This window comes from Bacteroidales bacterium (genome assembly GCA_029210725.1).
In the GTDB taxonomy this organism is placed as follows: Bacteria; Bacteroidota; Bacteroidia; order Bacteroidales.
Genome location: JARGFM010000003.1, coordinates 52,545 through 75,291, shown reverse-complemented (window position 1 = coordinate 75,291; position 22,747 = coordinate 52,545). Strand labels below are relative to the sequence as shown.

The 22,747-nt window shown below is 52.2% G+C and carries 19 protein-coding genes; 6 read left to right on the top strand and 13 right to left on the bottom strand.

Annotated features, from left to right (window positions below):
* Nucleotides 1–8: 8 nt before the first annotated feature.
* Complete coding sequence (locus P1P86_02545; protein ID MDF1574055.1) at nucleotides 9–1,523, bottom strand: sulfatase; 1,515 nt, start codon at nucleotides 1,521–1,523, stop codon at nucleotides 9–11.
* Nucleotides 1,524–1,633: 110 nt separating this feature from the next.
* Here P1P86_02545 and P1P86_02540 point away from each other — a divergent pair, with 110 nt between their 5' ends.
* Together P1P86_02540 and P1P86_02535 are read left to right on the top strand one after the other, a co-directional pair.
* Nucleotides 1,634–2,221, top strand: coding sequence for an RbsD/FucU domain-containing protein (locus tag P1P86_02540; protein ID MDF1574054.1), 588 nt, complete (start codon nucleotides 1,634–1,636; stop codon nucleotides 2,219–2,221).
* Nucleotides 2,222–2,315: 94 nt separating this feature from the next.
* Nucleotides 2,316–3,677 (top strand): gluconate:H+ symporter, encoded by a 1,362-nt coding sequence (locus tag P1P86_02535; protein ID MDF1574053.1) that lies wholly within the window; start codon nucleotides 2,316–2,318, stop codon nucleotides 3,675–3,677.
* Nucleotides 3,678–3,680: 3 nt separating this feature from the next.
* Here the strand turns inward: P1P86_02535 and P1P86_02530 are convergent, their stop codons facing one another.
* A complete protein-coding gene (locus P1P86_02530) occupies nucleotides 3,681–4,646 on the bottom strand; it encodes a nitrilase family protein (protein ID MDF1574052.1) in 966 nt (321 codons plus the stop codon).
* 84 nt (nucleotides 4,647–4,730) lie between these two features.
* On the opposite strand from P1P86_02530, the gene P1P86_02525 reads away from it, so the two are divergent.
* Both P1P86_02525 and P1P86_02520 read left to right on the top strand, forming a co-directional pair.
* Nucleotides 4,731–5,111: a hypothetical protein gene (locus P1P86_02525; GenBank protein MDF1574051.1), complete on the top strand. Its 381-nt coding sequence runs from the start codon at nucleotides 4,731–4,733 to the stop codon at nucleotides 5,109–5,111.
* A complete protein-coding gene (locus tag P1P86_02520) occupies nucleotides 5,108–6,976 on the top strand; it encodes an alpha-amylase family protein (protein ID MDF1574050.1) in 1,869 nt (622 codons plus the stop codon). Before P1P86_02525 ends, P1P86_02520 begins: the two co-directional genes overlap by 4 nt.
* 17 nt (nucleotides 6,977–6,993) lie before the next feature.
* Here P1P86_02520 and P1P86_02515 read toward each other — a convergent pair whose 3' ends face one another.
* Together P1P86_02515 and P1P86_02510 are read right to left on the bottom strand one after the other, a co-directional pair.
* A complete protein-coding gene (locus P1P86_02515) occupies nucleotides 6,994–9,123 on the bottom strand; it encodes a family 20 glycosylhydrolase (GenBank protein MDF1574049.1) in 2,130 nt (709 codons plus the stop codon).
* On the bottom strand, nucleotides 9,120–9,851 hold the full coding sequence (locus P1P86_02510; GenBank protein ID MDF1574048.1) for a DNA alkylation repair protein: 732 nt from the start codon (nucleotides 9,849–9,851) through the stop codon (nucleotides 9,120–9,122). The genes P1P86_02515 and P1P86_02510 overlap by 4 nt, the downstream gene beginning before the upstream one ends.
* Before the next feature lie 191 nt (nucleotides 9,852–10,042).
* Here P1P86_02510 and P1P86_02505 point away from each other — a divergent pair, with 191 nt between their 5' ends.
* Together P1P86_02505 and P1P86_02500 are read left to right on the top strand one after the other, a co-directional pair.
* Nucleotides 10,043–10,429, top strand: a complete 387-nt coding sequence (locus tag P1P86_02505; GenBank protein MDF1574047.1) for a hypothetical protein — start codon at nucleotides 10,043–10,045, stop codon at nucleotides 10,427–10,429.
* A gap of 8 nt (nucleotides 10,430–10,437) precedes the next feature.
* Nucleotides 10,438–11,406, top strand: a complete 969-nt coding sequence (locus tag P1P86_02500; GenBank protein ID MDF1574046.1) for a sugar phosphate isomerase/epimerase — start codon at nucleotides 10,438–10,440, stop codon at nucleotides 11,404–11,406.
* A gap of 25 nt (nucleotides 11,407–11,431) precedes the next feature.
* On the opposite strand, the gene kynU is transcribed toward P1P86_02500, so the two are convergent.
* From kynU to P1P86_02455, 9 genes are all read right to left on the bottom strand, one after another.
* Complete coding sequence (kynU, locus tag P1P86_02495) at nucleotides 11,432–12,712, bottom strand: kynureninase (GenBank protein ID MDF1574045.1); 1,281 nt, start codon at nucleotides 12,710–12,712, stop codon at nucleotides 11,432–11,434.
* Nucleotides 12,713–12,714: 2 nt separating this feature from the next.
* A complete protein-coding gene (pgl, locus tag P1P86_02490; GenBank protein ID MDF1574044.1) occupies nucleotides 12,715–13,443 on the bottom strand; it encodes a 6-phosphogluconolactonase in 729 nt (242 codons plus the stop codon).
* Complete coding sequence (gene zwf, locus P1P86_02485) at nucleotides 13,443–14,942, bottom strand: glucose-6-phosphate dehydrogenase (protein ID MDF1574043.1); 1,500 nt, start codon at nucleotides 14,940–14,942, stop codon at nucleotides 13,443–13,445. Before zwf ends, pgl begins: the two co-directional genes overlap by 1 nt.
* Before the next feature lie 3 nt (nucleotides 14,943–14,945).
* Nucleotides 14,946–15,923: an SMP-30/gluconolactonase/LRE family protein gene (locus tag P1P86_02480; protein ID MDF1574042.1), complete on the bottom strand. Its 978-nt coding sequence runs from the start codon at nucleotides 15,921–15,923 to the stop codon at nucleotides 14,946–14,948.
* Nucleotides 15,924–15,927: 4 nt separating this feature from the next.
* Complete coding sequence (locus P1P86_02475) at nucleotides 15,928–18,579, bottom strand: cytochrome ubiquinol oxidase subunit I (GenBank protein MDF1574041.1); 2,652 nt, start codon at nucleotides 18,577–18,579, stop codon at nucleotides 15,928–15,930.
* Nucleotides 18,576–19,625, bottom strand: a complete 1,050-nt coding sequence (locus P1P86_02470) for a hypothetical protein (protein MDF1574040.1) — start codon at nucleotides 19,623–19,625, stop codon at nucleotides 18,576–18,578. The genes P1P86_02475 and P1P86_02470 overlap by 4 nt, the downstream gene beginning before the upstream one ends.
* 86 nt (nucleotides 19,626–19,711) lie before the next feature.
* Nucleotides 19,712–20,392: a PrsW family glutamic-type intramembrane protease gene (locus P1P86_02465; protein MDF1574039.1), complete on the bottom strand. Its 681-nt coding sequence runs from the start codon at nucleotides 20,390–20,392 to the stop codon at nucleotides 19,712–19,714.
* A 2-nt stretch (nucleotides 20,393–20,394) separates the two neighbouring features.
* Nucleotides 20,395–21,015 carry a hypothetical protein gene (locus tag P1P86_02460; GenBank protein MDF1574038.1) on the bottom strand — a complete coding sequence of 207 codons (621 nt, stop codon included), beginning with the start codon at nucleotides 21,013–21,015 and terminating at the stop codon, nucleotides 20,395–20,397.
* Nucleotides 21,016–21,052: 37 nt separating this feature from the next.
* Nucleotides 21,053–22,738: a ribulokinase gene (locus tag P1P86_02455; GenBank protein ID MDF1574037.1), complete on the bottom strand. Its 1,686-nt coding sequence runs from the start codon at nucleotides 22,736–22,738 to the stop codon at nucleotides 21,053–21,055.
* Nucleotides 22,739–22,747 lie beyond the last annotated feature (9 nt).

Below are 22,747 nucleotides of genomic sequence, written 5' to 3'. Positions count from 1 at the left end.
TTTATGAATTAGGGTTTATTCAGATAATTTTCTCTTAAGTAAGCCGGATCATAATCAGGATTGGGGTCCATGCCCCCGGCTCCCACCTCCTTTTGCCAGGAGTGGAGAAGCTGAAGCAGCTCCCCGGCTTTCTCCGGCATCTCCTTTGCCAGGTTCCTGGCCTCTCCCGGATCGCCGGCCAGGTGGTAAAGCTCCACCAGGCCCGGATCGAAAAACTCAATGAGTTTGTAGTCGCCCAGGCGAACAGCGGCTGCCGGTTTCCCGCCCTGATTGCTGTAGTGCGGATAATGCCAGAAAAGGGGTCGTTCCGCCAGTCCGCCTTTCCATGTAAAAAGCGGGACCAGACTTAGCCCGTCCATATGCTGGGCAGGCATCAGTTCTAAACCGGCCATTTCCAGGATCGTGGGATAAAAGTCTGTGCTGGTGACCGGAACATCCGACAGGGTTCCCTGCGAACCGGTACCGGGCCACCTGATAAACATGGGCTCCCGTATTCCTCCTTCATACATCCAGCCCTTCCCGGCCCTGAGGGGAGAATTGGAGGTGGGAGAACCCTCCGCGGTCGAAAGTCCGCCGTTATCGGACATAAAGAATACAATGGTGTTTTTATCCAGCTCCAGCTCTTCCAGTTTCTTCAGCAATCTGCCCACATTGGTATCCAGGGTCTCAATCATGGCTGCGTAGGCGGGGTGTCCCTGTTGCACCCGCTCCACGAACCTGCCATCCGGAGGTGCATACCTGATCCATTCCCTGTCCGTGGTCTCCATGGCATCAGGATTCAGACCTTCGGATATTATCTTTTTCTTATACTTTTCAATAAGTGCGGGCTTCCCTTGCTGTGGATTATGAACCGTATAATAGGAGAGATAAAGAAAGAAAGGTTCGGAAGCATGATCCTCCATAAACCGGATCGATTCATCGGTGAGCCTGTCCGTGAGGCACTCCCCTTCCGGGCCGCTCTCCAGCCTGGGATTGATATAGGGGCTGAAATAGCCCCCTCTGGGGGACCCAACGCTCCAACCCCCTTTATTGATTTCAAATCCCTGGTGTTCCGGCCAGTAAACAGAATCCTCACCCAGGTGCCACTTGCCTGCAAAAAAGGTCCGGTATCCCGCCTGCTTCATGGCTTCGGCAAGGGTAATTTCCTCCAGTTTTACTTCATGTTCAAAAGCCCGGGAAAGCAACATATCGCAGGGCAACCCGGCACTATAGCTTTGCCGGCCTGTAATCCAGTCGGTCACACCAATCCTGGCCGGATATTTCCCGGTCATTATACTGGCCCGGGTAGGAGAACAGACCGGACAGGCTGCATAGGCACTGGTGAACCGCATGGATTCCGCGGCCAGCCGGTCTATGTTGGGGGTTTCATGAAAGGTGCTTCCGTAGCATCCAAGGTCGGCCCATCCCAGATCGTCCACAAGGATGAATACGACATTGGGCTTCAGGGCTGATTGCGTTGGTCCCGAGCATGAAAAGAGGGTCAGAAAAAGGAGCCAGATAAGATGAAAACTGCACAACTTCATAAGTCAGGTTCGTCAGAGTCAATTGATCAAGCTCTAAGTTAGGAATATCTTTTCTTAATTGATCCGAAGAAATCATTTTCGGTATATTTGAACAACTCAAACTTTTTAAGATGAATTTCGCCCTCCGAATCCTGCTTTTAACCGGATTGTTATCCGGGCTGCTTCTCTCCTGCAAAAATCCGGGCCAGCCGCCCGAACAATCAGACACAACTTGGACGCAGGTACTGGAAGAGGACCTGAACCTGCTTGGCCACCGTAACTGGATCCTGGTGGTGGATAAAGCCTTTCCGGAACAATCCTCACCCGGTATGAAATACCTCTATGTGGAACAGGATCTGCTTCCCACCCTGGAACATGTCCTGCAGGAGATAGATGAAAGCACCCATGTGAAAGCCATCATTTACCAGGATCAGGAACTCGCTTTCATCACCGAAGAACAGGTGGCGGGCATCGCAGACTTCCGGACCTCAGCAGCGAAGCTTCTGGATGAACGTCCGGTCAACACCCTGCTTCACGAGGAGGCATTTAAGATGCTGGACGAAAGTTCCTCCCTGTTCAGGGTTCTGGTGGTCAAGACCAATTGTACGCTCCCCTATACCTCCGTGTTCCTTCAACTGGACTGCTCCTACTGGGGTCCGGAGAATGAAAAAACTCTCAGGGAGAATATGGAGATGCAACCTTTCCCGTTTTCGAATTGATGGAAAATTCAATATGTTTGCCCCTGATGTTTTCTAAAAGGAGCTTCCCGGAAGATGGAACCGGCTCTTAACGGCGCCCTAAAATAATCTGCTCATGTCAACTCCACATATCATCATTTTAGTCGTTGCAGCGGTCACTCTGCTCCTGTTGATGGTTCTGAAATTCAAGATCTCTGCCTTTATCTCCCTCCTGATCACTTCCATGTTTGTCGGTATTCTCTCCGGGATGCCCCTGAAAGACATTCTGGTAAGCATCCAGGAAGGAATGGGTGGAACCCTTGGTTTTGTCGCAGTTGTCGTGGGATTGGGGGCTATTTTCGGACAAATTCTTGAAAGTTCAGGAGGAGCCGAATCCCTGGCTCACTTTCTGGTGAAGAAGTTCGGCACTGACCGGGCATCCTGGGCCATGGTTCTCACGGGTTTTATTGTGGCCATCCCGGTATTCCTGGACGTGGGACTGGTTATCCTGGCTCCCATTATCTACGCCCTGTCGAGGGATACTAAAAAATCCCTCCTCTATTATGGGATTCCGCTGCTCGCCGGCCTGGCTGTCACTCACAGCTTTATGCCTCCGACACCGGGACCCATCGCTGTGGCAGATATCCTGGATGCACAGCTGGGGTGGGTTATCTTCTTTGGTTTCCTCCTGGGCATCCCCACCGCCATCATCGCGGGTCCGGTCTTTGGCAAATATATCTCCGGCAAAATCAATATTCAACCGCCTGAGGACATGATGGTGCACCATCCCTCCGGTAAGACTGACCCCTCTTTGCTGCCCTCTTTCCGGTCCATTGCCCTGTTAATAGCCGTGCCGCTTTTCCTGATCCTCGTAAATACCTTTACGTCAGTTCTGGTTGATAAGGGAGTATTTGCAAAGAATCTGGTGACTGATATCATGATCTTCCTGGGTCACCCCTTCAGCGCATTGATTATTGCTGCCTTGCTGGCTGTTTATTTCCTGGGGATCCGGAGAGGAAAATCGAAGCAGGAACTGCTCGATCTCAGCAACAAGGCACTGGGACCTGCCGGAATCATCATCCTGGTGACAGGCGCCGGAGGAGTTCTTAAGCAAATCCTGGTGGATAGCGGGATAGGAGAAATGATGGCCCAGTCCATTTCAGATTCTGCATTGCCTCCCATTCTCCTGGCCTGGATTCTGGCTGCTATAGTAAGAGTTACCCAGGGATCGGCCACAGTGGCCATGATCACTGCCGCGGGTATTATGGCCCCGGTGCTGAGCTTCCTGAATCCCGGAGCTCCTGAACTGGCCCTGATCGTGATTTCCATTGCATCGGGGGCTACCCTGCTTTCCCATGTAAACGACAGTGGCTTCTGGCTGGTGAGTAAATATTTTGGCATGAATGAAAGCCAGACACTCAGGTCCTGGACCGTTATGGAATCCATTATCGCTGTATGCGGACTGGCCTTTACAATGCTCGCCAGTCTGTTCGTCTAAACGCTAAGAGATTCTTTTTTCTCCGCCGGTTTTCATCCACTCAACCTGCAGGGAAGCATCATGGCCAGCGCCCAGTATATCCTTATATAATTCGGGCCTTCTGGCTTGTTTATAACGATGACCTCCAGCCAGCTCCAGCTTATCGGGGGTGCAGGCAGCCACCACCACCTCATCGCCCATGGAGCGGCACTCGGCCAGGATCTCCCCGTAAGGGTCCAGGATCATGGAATTGCCGTTTTTCAGCTGGTCATCGTCGGGACCGATGGGATTTGAGAATATGGCATAGATCCCGTTGTCGTAGGCCCGGGCCGGGAGCCAGTGCAGGAGCCAGCCCCTCCCCTTGGGGCCCTCAAACTCTGCCCTCAGGGCACCCGGGTCTTTTTCCCGCTCATCCCAGAATTTCCGGTCCACCCATCCCCTTCCGGGCATGGGAGACGGGGTACACCCGGTCACGTGCGGCATAAAAATGATCTCGGCGCCCAGCAGGGTGGTGGCCCTGACATTCTCTATCACATTGTTATCATAACAAATCAGGATTCCGCACCGGCAGCCGAACAGGTCAAAAACCACATACTCATTTCCGGCGGAAAGATGCTGGCTGATAAAGGGATGCAGTTTCCTGTATTTTGCGACAAAGCCCTCCCCGGTCACACAGACATAGGTATTATACAAACGGTCCCCCTCCTTCTCCACCAGACCTGCCAGCAGGGCTACCTGGTATTTTTCTGCGATACGGATCAGCTCCTGTACACTCTCCCCCGAAGGGACCTCCTCGGCCAGATCCATGATCTGATCCCTGGAAAGTCTGCTGAGAAAAGTATAAGAGGTGATGCATAATTCATGGAAACTGACCATCCTGGCTCCCTGAGCAGCTGCTTCTGCAGTAAGCACTTCGATGCGCGAGAGGTTATAGTTCTTATCCCCGTTCCTGGTTTGAAACTGTGCGGTGGCAATGTTGATCTCTTTCACTGATTATATTCTGATTAAAACCCTTAAATTTAAGCCATGATTCCGGAAAAACCAGAGATACATCGAAGCTAAATCACTCAGATAATGAAAAACCAGAACTTCCGGCTCCATATCATGAACTTTGTCAGAGTGCTCCCCGTCATTTTAGCCTTTGGATTGCTGGCGGCCCATTTCTCCAGATCCAACCTGTTTCCACTGGTTTTCGTCAGCCTGTTCCTTCCCTTTTTGCTCCTGATAAAACGGGCCTGGGTGGCCAGAAGCATTCAGCTCTTACTCTTGCTTGGAGCAGCGGAATGGATCCGTGCCATGTTCGGATATATAGAAATCCGCAGATCCCTTGGAGAAGACTGGGGAAGGCTGGCTATCATCCTGGTCACCGTGGCCATACTTACAGCCTGCGCGGGACTTGTCTTCCGTGGAAAAGCGCTGAAGAAGAGCTATCACCTGGATAAACAGAACGAATGAAAGGAAATATACTAACCGGGATGGCACTGGGAATCCTGCTCGCCGGCTGCACCGCCCCGGACAGTCCTCCCCCCGGCCCTAAAGAAGAAGCAATGAAGATTAATGTTTACCAGGTATTTACACGACTGTTCGGAAATACCAATACCAGCAACAAAGCCTGGGGAACCCTGGAGGAGAACGGGGTGGGAAAATTCAATGACTTTAGTGATGAAGCACTGGAAGCCATTAAGAGCCTGGGAATTACCCATATCTGGTATACCGGGGTGCTCCATCATGCCATGGTCACCGATTACAGTGCCTATGGACTCCCGGGCGATGACCCCGATGTGGTGAAAGGGCGGGCCGGCTCCCCCTATTCGGTAAAGGATTATTACAATGTAAATCCGGACCTGGCCACAGACCCGGCTAAGCGTCTGGAAGAGTTCGAAGCCCTGATTGAGCGCACCCACAATCACGAGATGAAGGTCATTATCGATATTGTACCCAACCATGTGGCCCGGGTTTATCACTCGGTGTCGAATCCGGAGAGGGAGGAGGACTTTGGAGCATCGGACGACCGCTCCAGGGAGTATCTCAGGGACAACAACTTCTACTATATCCCCGGTCAGCCTTTCAGGGTACCCCAGTGGAGGGAGGGCTACCGGGTGCTGGGAGGAGAGGATCACCCCCGGGCCGACACTTATTTCAAGGAAGATCCGGCCAGATGGACCGGCAACGGATCTCGAAGTCCCCAGCCGGATATGAACGACTGGTACGAAGCGGTGAAGATCAATTTCGGGGTGGACCCCGAAGGGAAACACGATTTCGAGGCTCTTCCTGCCGGCTATGAACATGAATCCTGCCAGGTTCATCACGACTTCTGGAAAGATAAGCAGGTCCCCGACTCCTGGAAGAAATTCAGGGCTATTGCACTCTACTGGCTGGATAAAGGGGTGGACGGATTCCGTTATGACATGGCCGAAATGGTTCCGGTGGAGTTCTGGAGTTATTTGAACAGTGCCATCAAAATCACCCATCCCGAAGCTTTCCTGCTGGCCGAAATCTACCAGCCGCATATCTACCGGGATTATATCGGAAAAGGAAAAATGGACTTTCTGTATGACAAGGTGCAGCTATACGACAGCCTGAAAAGCATCATGCAGGGGCACGGAAGTACCGACGCCATCGTCCAGATCCAGGAGGACCTGGCCGACATTGAGTACCACATGCTGCATTTCCTGGAAAACCATGACGAGCAGCGCATTGCCAGTCCTGAATTTGCAGGAGATGCCCTGAAAGGAATGCCCGCCATGGTCGTTTCAGCCACTATCGGCAGTTCCCCCACCATGCTCTACTTTGGTCAGCATGTGGGCGAACCTGGCGTTGAGGAACCCGGATTTGGGGCTCCCTCACGCACCTCGATCTACGACTATATGGGGGTACCCCACCACCAGCGCTGGATGAACCATGGGAAATTTGACGGGGCGCCCCTTTCAGAAAAAGAAAGCAAACTAAATGAGTTTTATGGCACTCTGCTGAACTTCACCAAAAACAGCCAGGCTCTCACAGGTAAATACAGGGAGATCCACCGCTATAACCGGAAGCATACCCCTTGGTACAACGATCGCGTATTCTCTTATGTACGCTGGAAGGAGGAAGAGCGCCTGATCATCGTCGCCAATTTTGATGCGGACAGCTCTTTTGGTTTTAAACTCAGGCTGCCCGGGGAGATCCTTTCCGAATGGAACCTGGGGGACGGGAACTATATCCTGAAGGACCAGTTGTCGGATCAGAAATTTGAACTGCTTGTGTCCGGGCAAAGTGCCGAAACCAGGATCGATCTGGAGCCTCTTCAGTCATTGATACTCCAGGTCGCCGCAGATTAAAGAACCAGAGGATTCTCTTATTTTGGCAGATTATTAATCTGAGATTCCAGTTTTTCCAGAAAATAGATCTCAGCCCAGAATTGCCAGTCAAAATTGATGCTCTGGTTGGCCAGGTGCAGGTGATGATCCTGATCCAGCAGGTAACCTTCGGGCTTATGGAGGATGCGGGTCCGTCCATAGACCTCTTCCAGATTTTCCCGAAGGGTTTTAAACTTATCCGGATACTCCTGAAGAGTTGTTATGGCCTCCTGTTCCTCCCGCCCGGGCTCGGCGATGGCATAGGCCTGCAGGTCAAACAGGGCATTTCCGGAAAATCGCACCAGGTTATTTACCTGTTCATACACTTCCAGCCGGTAATTATTGCGTACAGCCACGTTTTTCATGCTGTCCAGGATAGCAGCCACCCTGTTGCAATTCCTCAGGGCCATTGCCGCATTCTGAAGCTTCATGGAATATGAGCTGGTCCAATCGCTTTTATCACCCGAGAAAGGCAGATCAATGACCGCCTCAAGCGGATCATCCAGATTACGGAGCTTGTTGCGGTTGTCTGATTTCAAAAGAGCCGCATCCCACCAGGCCACCGCTTCTTCCAGAAGCTCCACAAAGGCAAATTCCTCACCGGCCAGGGCACTGCCATAGGCCCGGTGCCGGTAGGCGGCTTTGATCTCCTCCTTACTTCTCTGCTCGCCCGTCCAGGAATACTCGGCAAAAAAGGCAATACCCCTCCAGTAGAGCTCAAAATGCGGCGAATCATCATCCCAGAGGGTCAGTAAAAGCCCATCGACCCCAATATCTGCAATCTCACTCTCTTCGGTAGTATATTCCAGAGGACTAAGCTCTTTCATTTCAATGGCCGTACTGGCAAAGGACCGGATATTTTCCATATTACTCTCATTCCGGGGCATCAGCTTCCAGCGTGTCTGTCCGGCCGTTGCGCCCATCACCTCCAGATCGTTTTCAGTAAACCATTCCATGGCCTTGATATTCCCCTCCGCCTGAGGATGACTGTAGTTCCAGCGCATGTAGATACAATTCCTGGGAAACATATCCAGGTAGTCTTCCAGGATATGCTCGTTCTTCCTCCACATCCTGTCCACCTCGTTGCGGGAATAAGACGTGTTGAACATGGGACTGTAAAGATCTGCATATTTCAGGGGCATATCGTCCCAGAAAATGGGAATACGGCCATTTTCCTGTGCAAACTGGACGACTTTATTTAACCAGGTCAGCTGCAGTTCCAGTTCCGATTTACCACTTCCTCTGCCAGTGGTATGTACCTCATCACCTCCCACATGCAGGTAGTCGCCATGCGGCAGGGCCTCCAGGGCATCCCGGTAAAGATCAAACTGCACTTCATAAGTCTCCGGAAGCAGGGGATTGAAAGCCCAGTCGCTTTGGGGATCATCGCGTAAAAACCTGTACTTGTCATGCTTCAGAATATAGGAGGCGTGGCCCAGTCCCTGCACGAGAGGACTAATCTCAATAAAACGGTCCCTGGCATATTTGCTCAGTTTCTTCCACTCCTTCATGCTCAGGGCATCGGCGGAGGCCACCAGGGGCTGGCGCTTGTACCCCATCTTATCTTCCACCTCAGCAATGACCGCGTTGATTTTGTAACGGGCCAGCTGATCCATCAACTCGTAGTAATATTCTTTTTTTTCCATATGGTGCTTCATATCCAGATGGATGGCCCGGTAAAATAATTGGGGAGTGTCTTCGATATGGCAGAGGGGCAGCGGGACCCCCTGTTCCCTGGCATCGTCCATCAACTGCAGCAGGGTCATATATCCATAAAAGCGCCCTGCTTTCTTACTACCGACGATGATAATCCGGTCCTTGAAGATATCCAGCATATACCCTTCGTCTCCCATCACCACGGAATTATCCTCCTGGAACACAATTTGTGGATCGGAGATTTTAACGGTCTCCTCCATCCCAATCACATAGTCCCTGGGAACGGGGAGAGCGATGGCGTTAGCCAGCCGGTAGAATTTAATCGAATCCGGATACAGCTTACTATTCCCGTAAAACTCTGCGATCTCGGGTTGGGGAAGGAGCTTAAACTCCCCACTTGGTTTGTTCGTGGAGTTACAGGATGACAGGAGCGTCAGGAACATAAAAATCAAGGTACAGAAGGGAGCTCTCATGGTTTCTTCAGCTTTTGTCGGTAATACTTCAATGCATTTCTCTTCACCTCCCAGGTGGTGTGTTTCACGTGGCTGCTAAAAAACTCAAGTACAAACGCCTCATCCAACCTGGAGTATTCGCGCATCACCCATCCCACAGCCGTTTTAGCAAATCGCTCCTCCCGCCGGATCATAATATCGGCAAAACGCTTGATGGTTTTCGAATAAGCACCAAGGTTCTTTACCTGAGAAAAAGGGACCAGCGAGGCCCGGGCTTTCCAGAGATAGGGATCCCGGTTCCATCTCTTCAGGGTCCAGATGACCTGTTCATCGCCTGAGTCAATCAAACAGGTCAGCACCTTTAAACTAAGCCAGTCGGTGGTATTCCAGTCATGGATATATCTTTCATCAAACCAGTCGGAGATCAGGCTCAGGAGAAAGGAGTTCTTTTGCTTTCCCAGCCAGAAGAGCTGGATATAGAGGATTGCCGCCAGTTTATGCTCGCCCAGCTGGCTGCGCATCAAAGCGTTAACCATGCTGACCTGCTGATTCATGGGGAGCTGATCCAGCTTCTCCCTGCTGTTTTTCTCCAGAAGAAGTTTCCTGATTTCCGGAATGCTTGTTCCCACAAAGCGGATCTCCCCTTTCATATACCTGTTCCACCAGTCTGCTTTCAGTGGGACCGATCTTTCCTCAAGCTCCTGAACAAGGGTCTCGGTGTGCGGATTCATTACAAAAAGGATTCGCATCTAAAATAGCTTTTTTATCTTTAATATTCCTAATCTGAAAACGGATAAAGCCGGAAATAGTACCATTCATATGAGAAAGGCTGCCCCCTGCTGCTGATCCGGGAGGACCGGCGAATTTTGGAAAAACACTTGCTTTGAATAAGATTTATTGTGTATATTCAACACATTAAATAAACTAAACAAATAAGACTATGAAAAACAACGCTGTTAGAAATTTCGTTCTGCTGCTTTCCATCGTGCTCGCCTTCTCCTCCTGCGCTTCGACGAAAGTTCCCAAAGATCCTCATGCCGCCTACCTGGGAAACTGGGAATATGTGGTCGAAGAGCTTCCGGTAGATATTGACGGAACCTTTGTGATTTCGAAGGAGGAGGGGGTTCTGAAGGGAAAGCTGGTCAATCCCATGGGAGAAGTGGTTCTTGAAAAGATTGCCATCGAGGCAGGAGTTTTGAAAGCCGAAGTGGATGTGGAAGGCAATTTCATTGAGCTGGAAGGCACCTTTGAAGGAGATAATTACTCTGGCTTTCTCTTCGTTCAGGGTGGTGAATTCCCCATGAAGATGAACAGGAAGTCAGAATAAGATCGGAAATGAAAAGACGCACCTTCCTTATTGAAAGTGCTGCAGCTGCTGCGGGAGTCTCCCTGCTCCATTCGGGATTTATCTCCCGCAGAGCTGCTATTTTCAGGGATATTGGCATTCAGCTCTACACCCTGGCCAAACCCCTTTCCGATGATTTTACCGGAACCATCAGGAAGCTGGCACAATTTGGCTACAAAAATCTTGAATTTGCCGGACCCTACTATTTCAGTCCCGAAGAGGAACTTAAAAGCAACCCGCTGGTATCAGTTATGGGCCTGAGTGGCTACGGGTATCACGGGCATACTCCCAAAGAGATCCGCCTGATGCTGGATGACCTGGGCCTGGTTTCCTGTTCTGCGCATATCTCCGACAATTCTCTGAAACATAATATGAATGAGGCCATCGAAGCGGCCAATATCATTGGTCAGAAGTATATCCTGAGTCCCGCGTTCCATGGACAATCGGCAGATGAATTCAAAGCGGCGGCCGAACTCTACAATCGCTTTGGGGAGAAGTGCAGGGACGGAGGGATTCAATATGGGTATCACACCCACAACGGGGAGTTTGCAGATCTTCATGGAATCACGGCTTTCGATATCCTGGTAAATGAAACCGATCCGGAGCTGGTGACCTTTGAGCTGGATCTTTTCTGGGCCGCGGTAGCTGGAGTGGATGTAGTGAAATTGGTAAAGCAGTATCCGGGACGCGTCAAACTCCTTCATATTAAGGAGATGGCCCGGAAAATGGACAAGGCTTACACGACTTTCGATCCCTCCCGGAACATGGAGACGCTTATGCAGCTAATGAAAAACCAGGCCATCATAGGAGAAGGAGTGATCGACTTTCAATCCATTATCAGGAACCTGGACGATACCGGCATCGATCACCTGGTCATTGAAAGTGACTTCCCTGAAGAAGCGATGAACTTTGCCGAGCAAAGCGTGCTGAACCTGAAAAAGATCCTGGCCACCATCTGAATCCCGGCCACCATCTGAACAGAACTCAGGTCACCTGGTCCCTGCTCAGGGGGTAGTTTTCATACAATTTGCCGGTGATGATCTCTTTCATTTGCGTAATGGCCCGGAATATATCCTCGTACGAATTGTATAACGGACTGATTCCCAGTCTAATATTGTTTGGTTCCCGGAAATCCGGAATCACCACCCCGTCTCCAAGCTCCGGATCTGCCAGTGCTTTGCAGATGCGATAAGCCTCGGCATGTTTCAGTGAGACATGTGAGCCTCTCTTTTCACTGAGTTCGGGCGATCCCATTCGCAGCCCTTCACCCAGCAAGCACTTTTTTGCCAGGGTGAGCAGGTATTCACTCTGCGCCATACTCTTTTGCCGGATGTGGAAAATGCCGGCTTCCAGAATCATATCCAGGGCAGGCTCCAGGCCTGAAATGGAGATCACAGGCGGAGTTCCGGCCAGGAACTTTCTGATCCCCACGGACTTCCGGTAGTAGAGATGAAAATCAAAGGGATTTTGTTCCCCGAACCAGCCCTGAATGGGGTTCTCCAGTTGCTCCTGCAGCTCCCTTTTCACATAGAGAAAGGCCGGGGAACCAGGACCCCCGTTTAAATACTTATAGGTGCATCCCACGGCCAGATCGGCTGCGGCCCTGTTCAGGTTCAAGGGAACCGCTCCCACCGAATGACTCAGATCCCAGAGGACCAGGGCCCCATGCATATGGACAAGTTCGGTCACACGTTCCATATCATACATATAGGCGCTCTTATAGGCCACATGCGAAAGGCTCACCAAGGCTGTACTATGGCTGACCAGGCGCACCAGCTCGGTCATATCGGAAAGGACCCCGTCCGGCGACTTCAGCAGCCTCAGGGTATGCCGGTCGCCAAACTGCCTGACCAGACCCTGCAGAATATAAAGGTCGGAGGGAAAGTTCATATCGTCGGAGATAATTTCCGTTTTCCCTTCCCTGGCTTTTAATGCGCCGTAGGCCAGTTTATAGAGATTGACCGAGGTGGAGTCCGAGATTATCACCTCATCGGGGTGAGCGCCGATGAGCTGTGCCAACTTTTTACCCAGGCGGACCGGCTGATTATACCATCCCTCGTTCCAGCTTCTGATAAGCCGCTCTCCCCACTGCTCCCTGATGGCCTTATCCATATACTCCACCGTTAGCTCAGGCAGGCGGCCGAGGGAATTTCCATCGAGATAGACGACCGAGGGATCCCCGATCACAAACTCCTGCCTGAAGCGGGCCAGCGGATCCTCCCTGTCCAGTTGCCTGGCATATTCAATAGTAAACAGATGGTCCATGATTACAAAAGCCTGGAGGCCTCCTGATCCAGAAACCATTCCAGGTCGCCTCCAGGAGGATTGACGTAAAAGGCCGGGTACTCCGCATAGCGGCCCTCTTTCCGGAAAATATCCCTGATTACGGATGCTTTCTCACTCCCGGAAGCAATAAAAGATACGCGCCTGGCTACATTGATCACCCCCCCCGTCAGGGAGATCCTGGGCTGGTCCGTTTCGGGGTGACTGGAAACGATGCAGGGCGATCCGGCCGTCCATAACTCAATCTGCTGGGGAAAGATGGAAGCGGTATGTCCATCCATTCCCAGCCCCAGCCAGATCCAGTCAAATACCGGGAATCCGTTTTCGTTCGGCAGGAACTTAAGCAGCTCCTGTCCGTAGCGTTCAGCCTCTGCCGGGGGTGGCTCCTCACCCCGGATCCGGTGAATCCGGTCCTGATCCAGGTCCAGTGCTTCCAGCAGGGCCTCCCGGGCCCGGCCATAATTGCTTTCCGGATGATCCGGAGGGACACAACGCTCATCCCCCCAGTACAGGCTCACATGCGACCAGTCTTCCTGCTTGCTTTGTTCCGCCAGCTGTTTGAAAATGGCCAGCGGTGTTGAACCGCCCGAAAGGGCAATATGCAAATGCTTTCCCTCCTCTGTTTCCTCCTCGATGTAGCGTAAGAATTCGCAAACAAAGGCAGCTATCAGGGTATCCTGATCGGGGTAGATGTAGTTACTCTTTCTTTCCATTATAATTGACAATATTGGCCGTCTTCGGCCAGGTTTTTACAGGGATAACGCCAGGTGTATCCCTCTTCCTTAAACATCCCGTCGGCCTCCTCCGGTCCCCAGGTTCCGCAGGGATAGCCATAAAGGGGAATGCTTTTGTCGTCCTTCCAGGCAGCCAGAACCGGATCCAAAAAACGCCAGGCTGCCTCCACGGCATCACCACGGGTATACAGGGTGCTGTCGCCCTGCATACAATCCAGCAGCAAACGCTGATATGCCTCAGGGATCCTGCTGTCGCTCAGATTCTTATAATGAAAATCCAGATTGGCATCCTGCACCTTGAAGCCGGCCCCCTGTACTTTCATCCCGAATTTCAGCAGGATCCCTTCGTCGGGCTGAATCCTGATCACCAGCTGGTTTCCATCGGCAGTCACCCCCTCATGATCTGCAAAGAGCCGGTGGGGCGATGGTTTGAAATGGACCACGATTTCCGTTACCTTGGTGGGAAGCCTCTTGCCCGTTCGGATATAGAAGGGCACACCGCCCCAGCGCCAGTTATCGATGTACAACTTCATGGCCACAAAGCTTTCTGTCCGGCTCTCTTCCGGCACTTCCTCCTCGGACCTGTAGCCCTTCATGGCTTCTCCTCTCACATGAGAAGCCAGATACTGCCCCCTGATCACCTGCTCTGCCATGGCATCAGCGGTGAGGGGCCGGAAGGATTGAAAAACCTTCAGCACTTCGTTCCTGATTGCATCCGGACTGATTATCGTGGGTGGCTCCATGGCCACCAGTCCCACCAGCTGAAGCAGATGGTTCTGAAGCATATCTCTCAGGGCTCCCGACTGGTCGTAATACCCTCCCCGGGTTCCGACCCCCAGGCTTTCCGCAGAAGTTATCTCCACATGGTGAATATAGTTGCGGTTCCAGAGAGGTTCAAAAATTCCATTCGAAAAACGGCTTACCAGCACATTTTGCACGGTCTCCTTGCCCAGGTAATGGTCGATCCGGTAGATCTGATGCTCCTTCAGGTGTGAAAGCAATTTCCTGTTCAGTCTGACCGCCGACTCATAGTCCATTCCGAATGGTTTCTCCACAATTATCCTCCTGAACTGCCCCTTTTTTTCCCTGGTAAGTCCGGCCAGGGAAAGCTGCCGGGGTATGGTCTCATAGAGCGAGGGAGGCGTCGCCAGGTAAAACAGATAGCTGGGCTCCATGTTTCGCTCCGCGCTCATCTGCTCCAGTCTTTTTGCAAGGCCGGTGAAATCCTCTTCCGACTCGGAATCCATGGAATGATAATGAAGCAGCGGGATCATCCCCTCTGCCTCATCCAGGTGATTGGACATCATTTCCCGGAAGCTCTTATCATTAAATTTACTTCTCCCCACCCCCAGCACAGCAAAGCTCAAAGGCAGAAGTCCGAGCTTCTGAAGCTCCCCCAGGGCCGGAATCAGTTTCCTCCTGGTGAGATCGCCAGAAGCCCCGAATATGACCATGATATGATTGGAAGGCCGGTACATCTCTTACTCCATCTTTACCCGGTATACGGTGGACCTGGCCGTAATAAAAAGCTCTTTCTCCCTGGGCCCAAAGCACAGGTTGGTGGCCGGGACCGGCAGGGATAGGGTTCCCAGATGGGTCCCTGAACTATCCAGGACCAGGATCCCGCCCGGACCGGAAACAAAGAGATTTCCCTCACTATCCACGGTCATCCCGTCCGGTCCGCCCGGAAGGGTGGTATCGGTAGCCCTGAAAAAGATCTTCCTGTCGGCCGCATCCCCATTTTCATTCAGCGTGTATCGCATCCAGAACACATCGTAATGCTCCTCTCCATGCTCCCGGAGGATCTCCATATTCGCCACATAGAGATAGTTTTCACCGGGCGAAAGGGCAATGCCATTGGGCCATGAGAGCGTGCTGTCGATCAGGGTCATGGCCCCATTCTTCCACCGGTAGACCCCGTTAAAGCCGATCTCCTTCTCCGGATCATCGTTCAGCCCGGCCAGCCCCCAGGGCGGATCGGTGAAATAGATGGATCCGGATAATGAACGGCAAAGATCATTGGGGCTGTTCAGTCTCTTACCCTGGTAAGAATCCACCAGGGTGCTTAACTTTCCGGAGGGTGAGTAACGGGTGATGCTCCTCGACCCGTGCTCACAGGCCAGCAGGTCACCCCCGGTCATAAAAAGCAGGCCATTGGCCTGATTGGACGAGTCCCGGTAGACCAGGAACTTTTTGCCGGTCCACTGATAGATGGTGTTTCCGGGAATATCCGAGAATACCAGGAATCCGCCGGGGTGCCAGGCAGGTCCTTCTGTAAATTCAAAGTTAATTCCAATGCGCTCCACCACGGCCCCCCGGGGCACCACTTCCCAGAAGCGGTCGCTTTCAGGAAGGAATTCCCCTACGGGAAAAACCTCCTCTTTTGCCCGGCAGCCAGAGAAGAGTATTCCACCCAGGATTATACTGCACGAAATTCCGTATCGGATCTTATTCTTCATTTCCTTACTCTACTAACATCGCAGGCAGTTCTCTGTTCACCATATTCCGGTGATGACCATTAAATTCCATCTCCACGGTATGGCAAACCATACACTGTCCATGGGTGCCAATGGTGCCGGCCAGGCCCTGGTATTGCAGCGGCTGCTGGTTATCACGGTGTAATCCGTATTTGTTGTAGGCCCCGTATACGGCATGGGTCGATCCGTGACAGGCCGAGCACATCACCCCGTGATTATCGGTCCGGTTGCGGTAAAGAGCTTCAAAAGCGGGAACCCAGCGATTAAATGCCGTTCCATCAAAACCATCCCCGAAAATATTAAAATTGGTATGGCACGAACGGCAATCGGGTTCCATCACCCAGGGCATCCTGGGTTTGATCTCCTCCCGGGACCTAACAAACACCGGCTCCAGTTGCCTTGCCAGCCGTTCTGAAGCCTCCATATCAGGCTGAGCGGCCAGCAGGCTCAGGGCATGATCCTCCAGGGTCCCGTGACATATGGTACAGGTGACTCCCACATCACTGTGCCTGCCCCGGAAACAATTGGTGTTGCCCTCAGGATGACTCGGGTGACACAGGTTACAGGCCTCCTGGTCCATCCCCGACAGGTAGTTCGCATGGAAACCGTGCATGGCCGTGGAGAAGTTCAGTACCCCCGGCCTGCCGGGAGCCATCACTGCCGGATCGGCATGGCACGACTGGCAAAGCCTGGGTTTGCCCTGTTCAGCATCAGCCAGCAGGGTGGTCCCGTTATAACGGTCATGAACCTCCAGAATATTGATGGCTGTCAGATCGGCCATTCCCGAGACCTCGTTCCAGGCCCAGAGTCCTTCATGACAGTTCCGGCAGCCCATCTCGTTGGAAGTGGGGGCCACAACTTTGGTATAGGCCAGCATCTCACCGGTGGATTCACTAAAGGCCCTGATGGTAAAGAGCGGATAGGGATTATAGGTCTTGTCATCCCTGTAGGGTAATACAGGGATCAGCTGTGCGGCATAAACAGCGCCCTGCAGCTCCATGGTCCCGTTTACGCCCTTGCCCATCAGGCCTGTTCCCTCGGGAAGATCCGTTCCGAAAATCGCCTCATCGTATTCCCAGAACATGGAGTGATATTCCGGATGCTCATAGCCTTCCTCGACCGCATATTCTATCGTCACACCCGTTTTAACGAGCTCCGGGAGAGGCCCCCTTTTGAAAAGCTGTGCATTCAGCGTATTGGCAGGCGGAAGGAAGGAGAAATACTTTTCATTATCGGAAATGCAGTGCATCCCCAGGTCGTTCCAGACCAGCAAAACATAGTCGCTGGTATCGGGATCGAAAGGCAGAATCTCCAGGGGCAGGTCCGGCGCTTCACTGGCCACCTCTTTCTGGGTGGTCTTCCCCTGAAGCTCCCTGTAAATATAGGCTGCCAGGGCTTTCTTCTCCGGCCCGGTTCCGGCAAAAGGTGGCATATAGGAATTTACCTTGCCCATACCCGTCAGCAGGGCTTCCAGTCCGCGCTCGGTCAGGCGATCCGACTTATTCAATATGCCATTGTATCCATCCAGGGTGTGACAGGCCATACATTGCAGCCTGAAAATCTCTGCACCCGCCTCCAGCAAATTTTCTTCGTTAAGCTCCTTTACCCCGGTCCATTTCGCCAGTTTAAGGAAACCCTCGCTATTTACGGAATCCATCTGTGACAGGGTAATCCCGGTGGAGTACATATGACCATAAAGCACAAAAGGTTTCCGGGCGATCTCACGCATATATTCGAATCCTGACATCCAGCCAAAACAGATTACCACCAGGACCAGGGCCCCGGCCTTCTGAGTGGCCTGTGAAGAATTAACCAGGGTAAAGAGGCCCAATCCAAAAAGCAGGATGGAGCTTACAATGATCAGGGTGATAAAAGGGGTGCTTTCCCGGTTAAAATGAAAGAGGTTTTCAAAGGATTCGGCAGGGATTACCCGGGTATAATAAATTCCTGTAAGCACCAGGACCAGCAAGGGAATATACATCCAACGGGCGCAGAGGCGAAAAACGGTCCGCCGCATTTCTTTGTTCTTCAGCCGGGCCCCGGTGACCAGTCCGAAGACCCCTGCGAAAATCAGGGATATGGAGGTCCTGAATAAGAGCGAGGGCAGATAACTGGGATTAAAAAAGCCGTGCCAGAAGGATCCGGTTTCGATCCATTTTCCGGGAGTCAGCATAAATCCCAGGATCCCGTTAATGACAACGAGGCTTAACCAGGCAAAGATGAAATAAAGCCAGCCCAGGATCATATGTGATTTTGAATCCATTTTACCGAAGCGGTAATGATAGATCAGCAGGGCCACGATCTCCCCGATAAAAAAGACCCATTCAATGGCCCATCCGAACACAAAGGTGTGAATAAGGCTCGAAGTGGCTGCCGGATTCACCAGGGATATAATAAACCAGATACCCACACCGCTCATCCCTCCAAAAACCATGGTCAGCAGCAGGAAGAACCAGGTATGTTTTCTTACATATTCAAGCAATGCACTGTTTTTTGTCTTAACTGCCTTTCGTTCGGTGAGCACGAGAAAGAGGCCCCCTCCCACGGCCAGGTGCGCAATAACAACATGCAGTATCGCGATGATTGCAATTAGCAATCCTCCTCCCAACTGGGGAAGATACCAGACCGGATAGTTCATGATTTGGACGTTTTAGAGGTGAACATAAGACGGATCATATAGGATAGGGCCAGGAGGCCAAGCACAAATACCAGAAGGAAAACAATCAAGGGGGACAATTCATGTACGTTCTCCAGTTGCGAGGGATGGAAATTTTCCTTTAAATAGGCTGCACGGGCCAGGTCCCTGATAATAACCATCACCAGTACTTCCAGTCCGCCCAGAATCATGGCCGCTGTCAGCCTTCCGGTAAATGCACTGTGCAGAATCAGCAGAGCCAGCAACCAGCCGCTTACCATCATAAAGGTTGCGAAAAAACTCCCCCCCATAAAGGTCTTCCAGACCGCCTCGGGCATGGCCAGCCAGAACCAGCTTCCAATGGCGAACTGGATCACAGTGATCCATCCAAACAGTTTCAGATTTCGCCTGATCTGGCCCTCCTGCTCCTTCTTATCGATTTTGGAGTAACGGTAAAGGATGGCCCGGCCCAGGGCTCCTATGGCCAGTGCCGCCAACAGGAAGTGCAGGTACCTGGACCAGAGGGTGGGTTCACCCAGGTTAAGGTTCCATCCACCCGGATCCTTAAAATAGATGCCCCACCGGTCGGGCACCATGGCCAGTGTGTTGTTGTTTACAAGGATAAAAGCAATATAGAGCAGGGAAATGGAGGTGAAAATCAGCGCCCCCCTGGATAAAACAGGGGCTTTATCGACTTTTCTAACGAACAGATACGCCCCGTAGTAAGCCAGTATCAGTATGGGAATCACCAGGATCCAGGGAACCGCCAGCATGACCGAACTGGAGTAAAAGAAATGCCCGTAAAGAACCTGGACAAAGAGCAAGGGCGGCACACCGAAATTAACGGTCAACGCCACCAGGGTGGGGATGCTTCCCGGAGTCCTCTTCTCCAATTTCCCGGTAAGCAAATCCCATACAGTAAGCAGGCTCCCTCCCAGAAGAAAATTCATCAGGATCATATGGACAAAGAAGGTAAGAATAAGCAAGACCTGAAACCATAGCCAGTGAACCGGTATGGTATCCGCTGTTGGTATGATTGAATCGTACATGGTATGGAATTAGGGTTTTACCGAATATACTAAAAAATAGGGTGAACCCTCACAAATCCTGATGCAAAACAGAAGGAATACTGATCCTACTCATCCCCTTCCATGGGCCGGAAGATCGAGGAGTCGGAGAGGCGCTTCATCTTCCTGGCTGCCATGAAGTAGAGCATAAAAACGTAAGGGATAAAAAACAAAAGCAGCCAGCCGACTTCCACCATCAGTATAAAATCGTAAATCCCGTGCAAAACGACGGGGACCAGCAGGGCCCTGGCCAGGTATCTGCTCCTCAGCTCTTTATACATATGAGCAATTCCCAGGTAATAGCCCATGGTCACTCCAAAAATTGCATGTGCCGGAACTGCTGTAATGGCTCTGATAAGGGCTGTCTCCATTCCGCCATCGCTCACATACAGCACATTCTCCACCCCGGCAAAACCCAGGGATACAAAAACCGCATAGACAATCCCGTCGAACTGCTCGTTGAAGCTGGAACTCTTCCACACCAGCAGGCAGAGGCCCAGGAACTTGAACAACTCCTCGGTAAAGCCGGCCACGACAAAGGCCTGATATGCCGCATTTTCCACTTGTCCCGTCTGAGGGGAAAAGATCATCAGAAAACGCTCCATAAAAATCACAGGAACCACAATGACCACCCCCATTAACAGAGCTTTCAGAAGCAGGCCGAAAGGTTCCTTATCATATTTATCCCGGAAGTAGATATAGAACAGTATGATGAAGACAGGAGCCAGGGAGGCCAGCAGCACAGCCATGATTACCAGCCAAAAGGTGAAGGATAGAATGGACTTCCGAAAGGACTTGTTCTGAAGCCCTGATAAGGGTTCGTATTTCTCATATGAACGGATGCCCCTATGGTCAGATTATTTCCAATTTTGTAGGTAGCTCCCAGGGATAAATATTCCATGGGATAAGGGGCGAAGGGGGTTAGCGGGGCCCGAACCAGCTGCTTAATGCCGGCGCCATGAAGCAAGAGGCGCTCACTCATCCGGTAGGAAGCTTCCGCAAAAACGGCGAGACTGTTGAAGGTACCGGGCAGCAGGGCTTCCCCCGGCTGGCTGTAATTAATCCCCTGATAGTGGGAGGCGATCAGTCCGCCATGAAGCGACCAGCGCTGATTCAGAGACAGGGTGTAGCCTGGGGCGGTATAAAGCATCATCCCGGAACCATAACCCTTCATATAGGCGTAAGTGCTTCCCACCGAAAAATCCCAGTGCCCGAACTTCTGCTTCTCCCCCTCTGCAGACTCTTCACCGCTCTCTTCCAGCACCACGCTCTCCGTCTCCTGCCTGATCCGCAGCCTGTCCTCTTCGGCCGACTGTGCCAGCAAAGCGGAACAGGAAAAAATAAATGCACTTATGAAAAATAGTATTCGCATCCGGGTCCTTTCTTTCCTTTGAAACAAATATAGCAAACTATTTGTTTGAATCCTCCCTGCCGGTCTCCCGCTCCACAAACCTTCCAAATCTCTTATACTGCTCATACAGGGCATCATAAAGGCGGACCCTGTCCGTATCGGGGTGATACTCCATTTCAAATCCTCCCCCCATGGCCTTCTGTGCCTCGGGAACGGAGGCATGTACACCCGCAGCCACCGAAGCAGCCATGGCCGATCCCAGGGCCACGGCCTGTTCCGAGCGGGCCACCTTGATGGGTATATTCAGTACATCAGCCACAATCTGCATCACCAGCGGTGATTTCCTGGCCACACCCCCCAGGGCAATGACCCCGTCGATGCGAACTCCCTCCTCTGTAAACCGGTCCACAATCATCCGGGCACCGAAAGCCGTGGCCTCCACCAGTGCCCTGAATATGGCCGGGGCTTCGCTGCCCAGGGTCAGGCCCATAATGGCCCCTTTCAGATTTTGATTGGCATCGGGTGTTCTTCGTCCGTTCATCCAGTCCAGGGCCAACAGAGACGTATCGCCGGGGCGAATCTTTGAAGCAGCCTCACTTAAACGTGCAATCATCTGATCGGAGGTAAGCTTTCGGATCTTCTGTTTCAGGGCTTCGTCCAGTCCGTCCATCTCCATCACCATATTCTCCAGGGGCCACATCAACAGCTCCCTGAACCAGGCATAAATATCGCCAAAGGCCGACTGTCCGGCTTCCAGGCCCACCATACCGGGTACAATGGAGCCATCCACCTGTCCGCAAATCCCTTCCACAGGCCGGTCCCCCAGCTCTCCGGCAGGAGCAATGATCATATCACAGGTGGAAGTACCCATCACCTTGCTCAGCTGGTAAGGGCCTATCTCTGCCCCCAGGGCCCCCAGGTGCGCATCAAAGGCTCCTGCTCCCACGGCCACGGTGGCAGGCAGTCCCAATCTACCGGCCCACTCCTCACTCAGGGTACCCACCTTCACTTCACAACTATAAGTCTCCTCGAAAAGCCGCTCCTTCAATCCCCCGAGCAAGGGATCCAGTTGCACCAGAAAGTCCTCGGAAGGAAGTCCTCCAAAAGCTTCATGCCACATGGCTTTGTGTCCGGCTGCACACCTGCTTCGCTTCAGCTTCAAAGGATCGGTAAGGCCTGCCAGCAGTGCCGGGATCCAGTCGCAGTGCTCCACCCAGGAAAAGGCCTGACTGCGAACGGCCCGGTCTTCACGAAGCACATGAAGAATCTTGGCCCAGAACCATTCCGAACTATAGACGCCCCCTTCAAATTTCGTATAATCTGTCCCGCCCCATGATCGTGCCAGGTGATTGATCTCCCCGGCCTCTGCCAGGGCCGTATGATCCTTCCAGAGTATGAACATGGCATTGGGATTCTCCTCAAATCCCGGAAGCAAGGCCAGGGGGGTTCCATTCCTGTCGACGGCCACCGGGGTCGAACCGGTGGTATCCACGGAGATACCCACTACCTTTTCTGCCACTCCGGGCTCACACTGCTCCAGGGCCCCCACAATGCTTAGCTCCAGTCCCTCCAGGTAATCGAGGGGATGCTGACGAAAGCGGTTGGTGGCGGGATCGCAAAACAAGCCCTTCTTCCAGCGTGGATATTCAAACACATGGGTCCCCATCTCTCTGCCGGTCTGTGTATCCACAACCAGGGCCCGGACCGAATCGGTTCCGTAGTCGACTCCTATGGTATAACTCATCAGATCAGA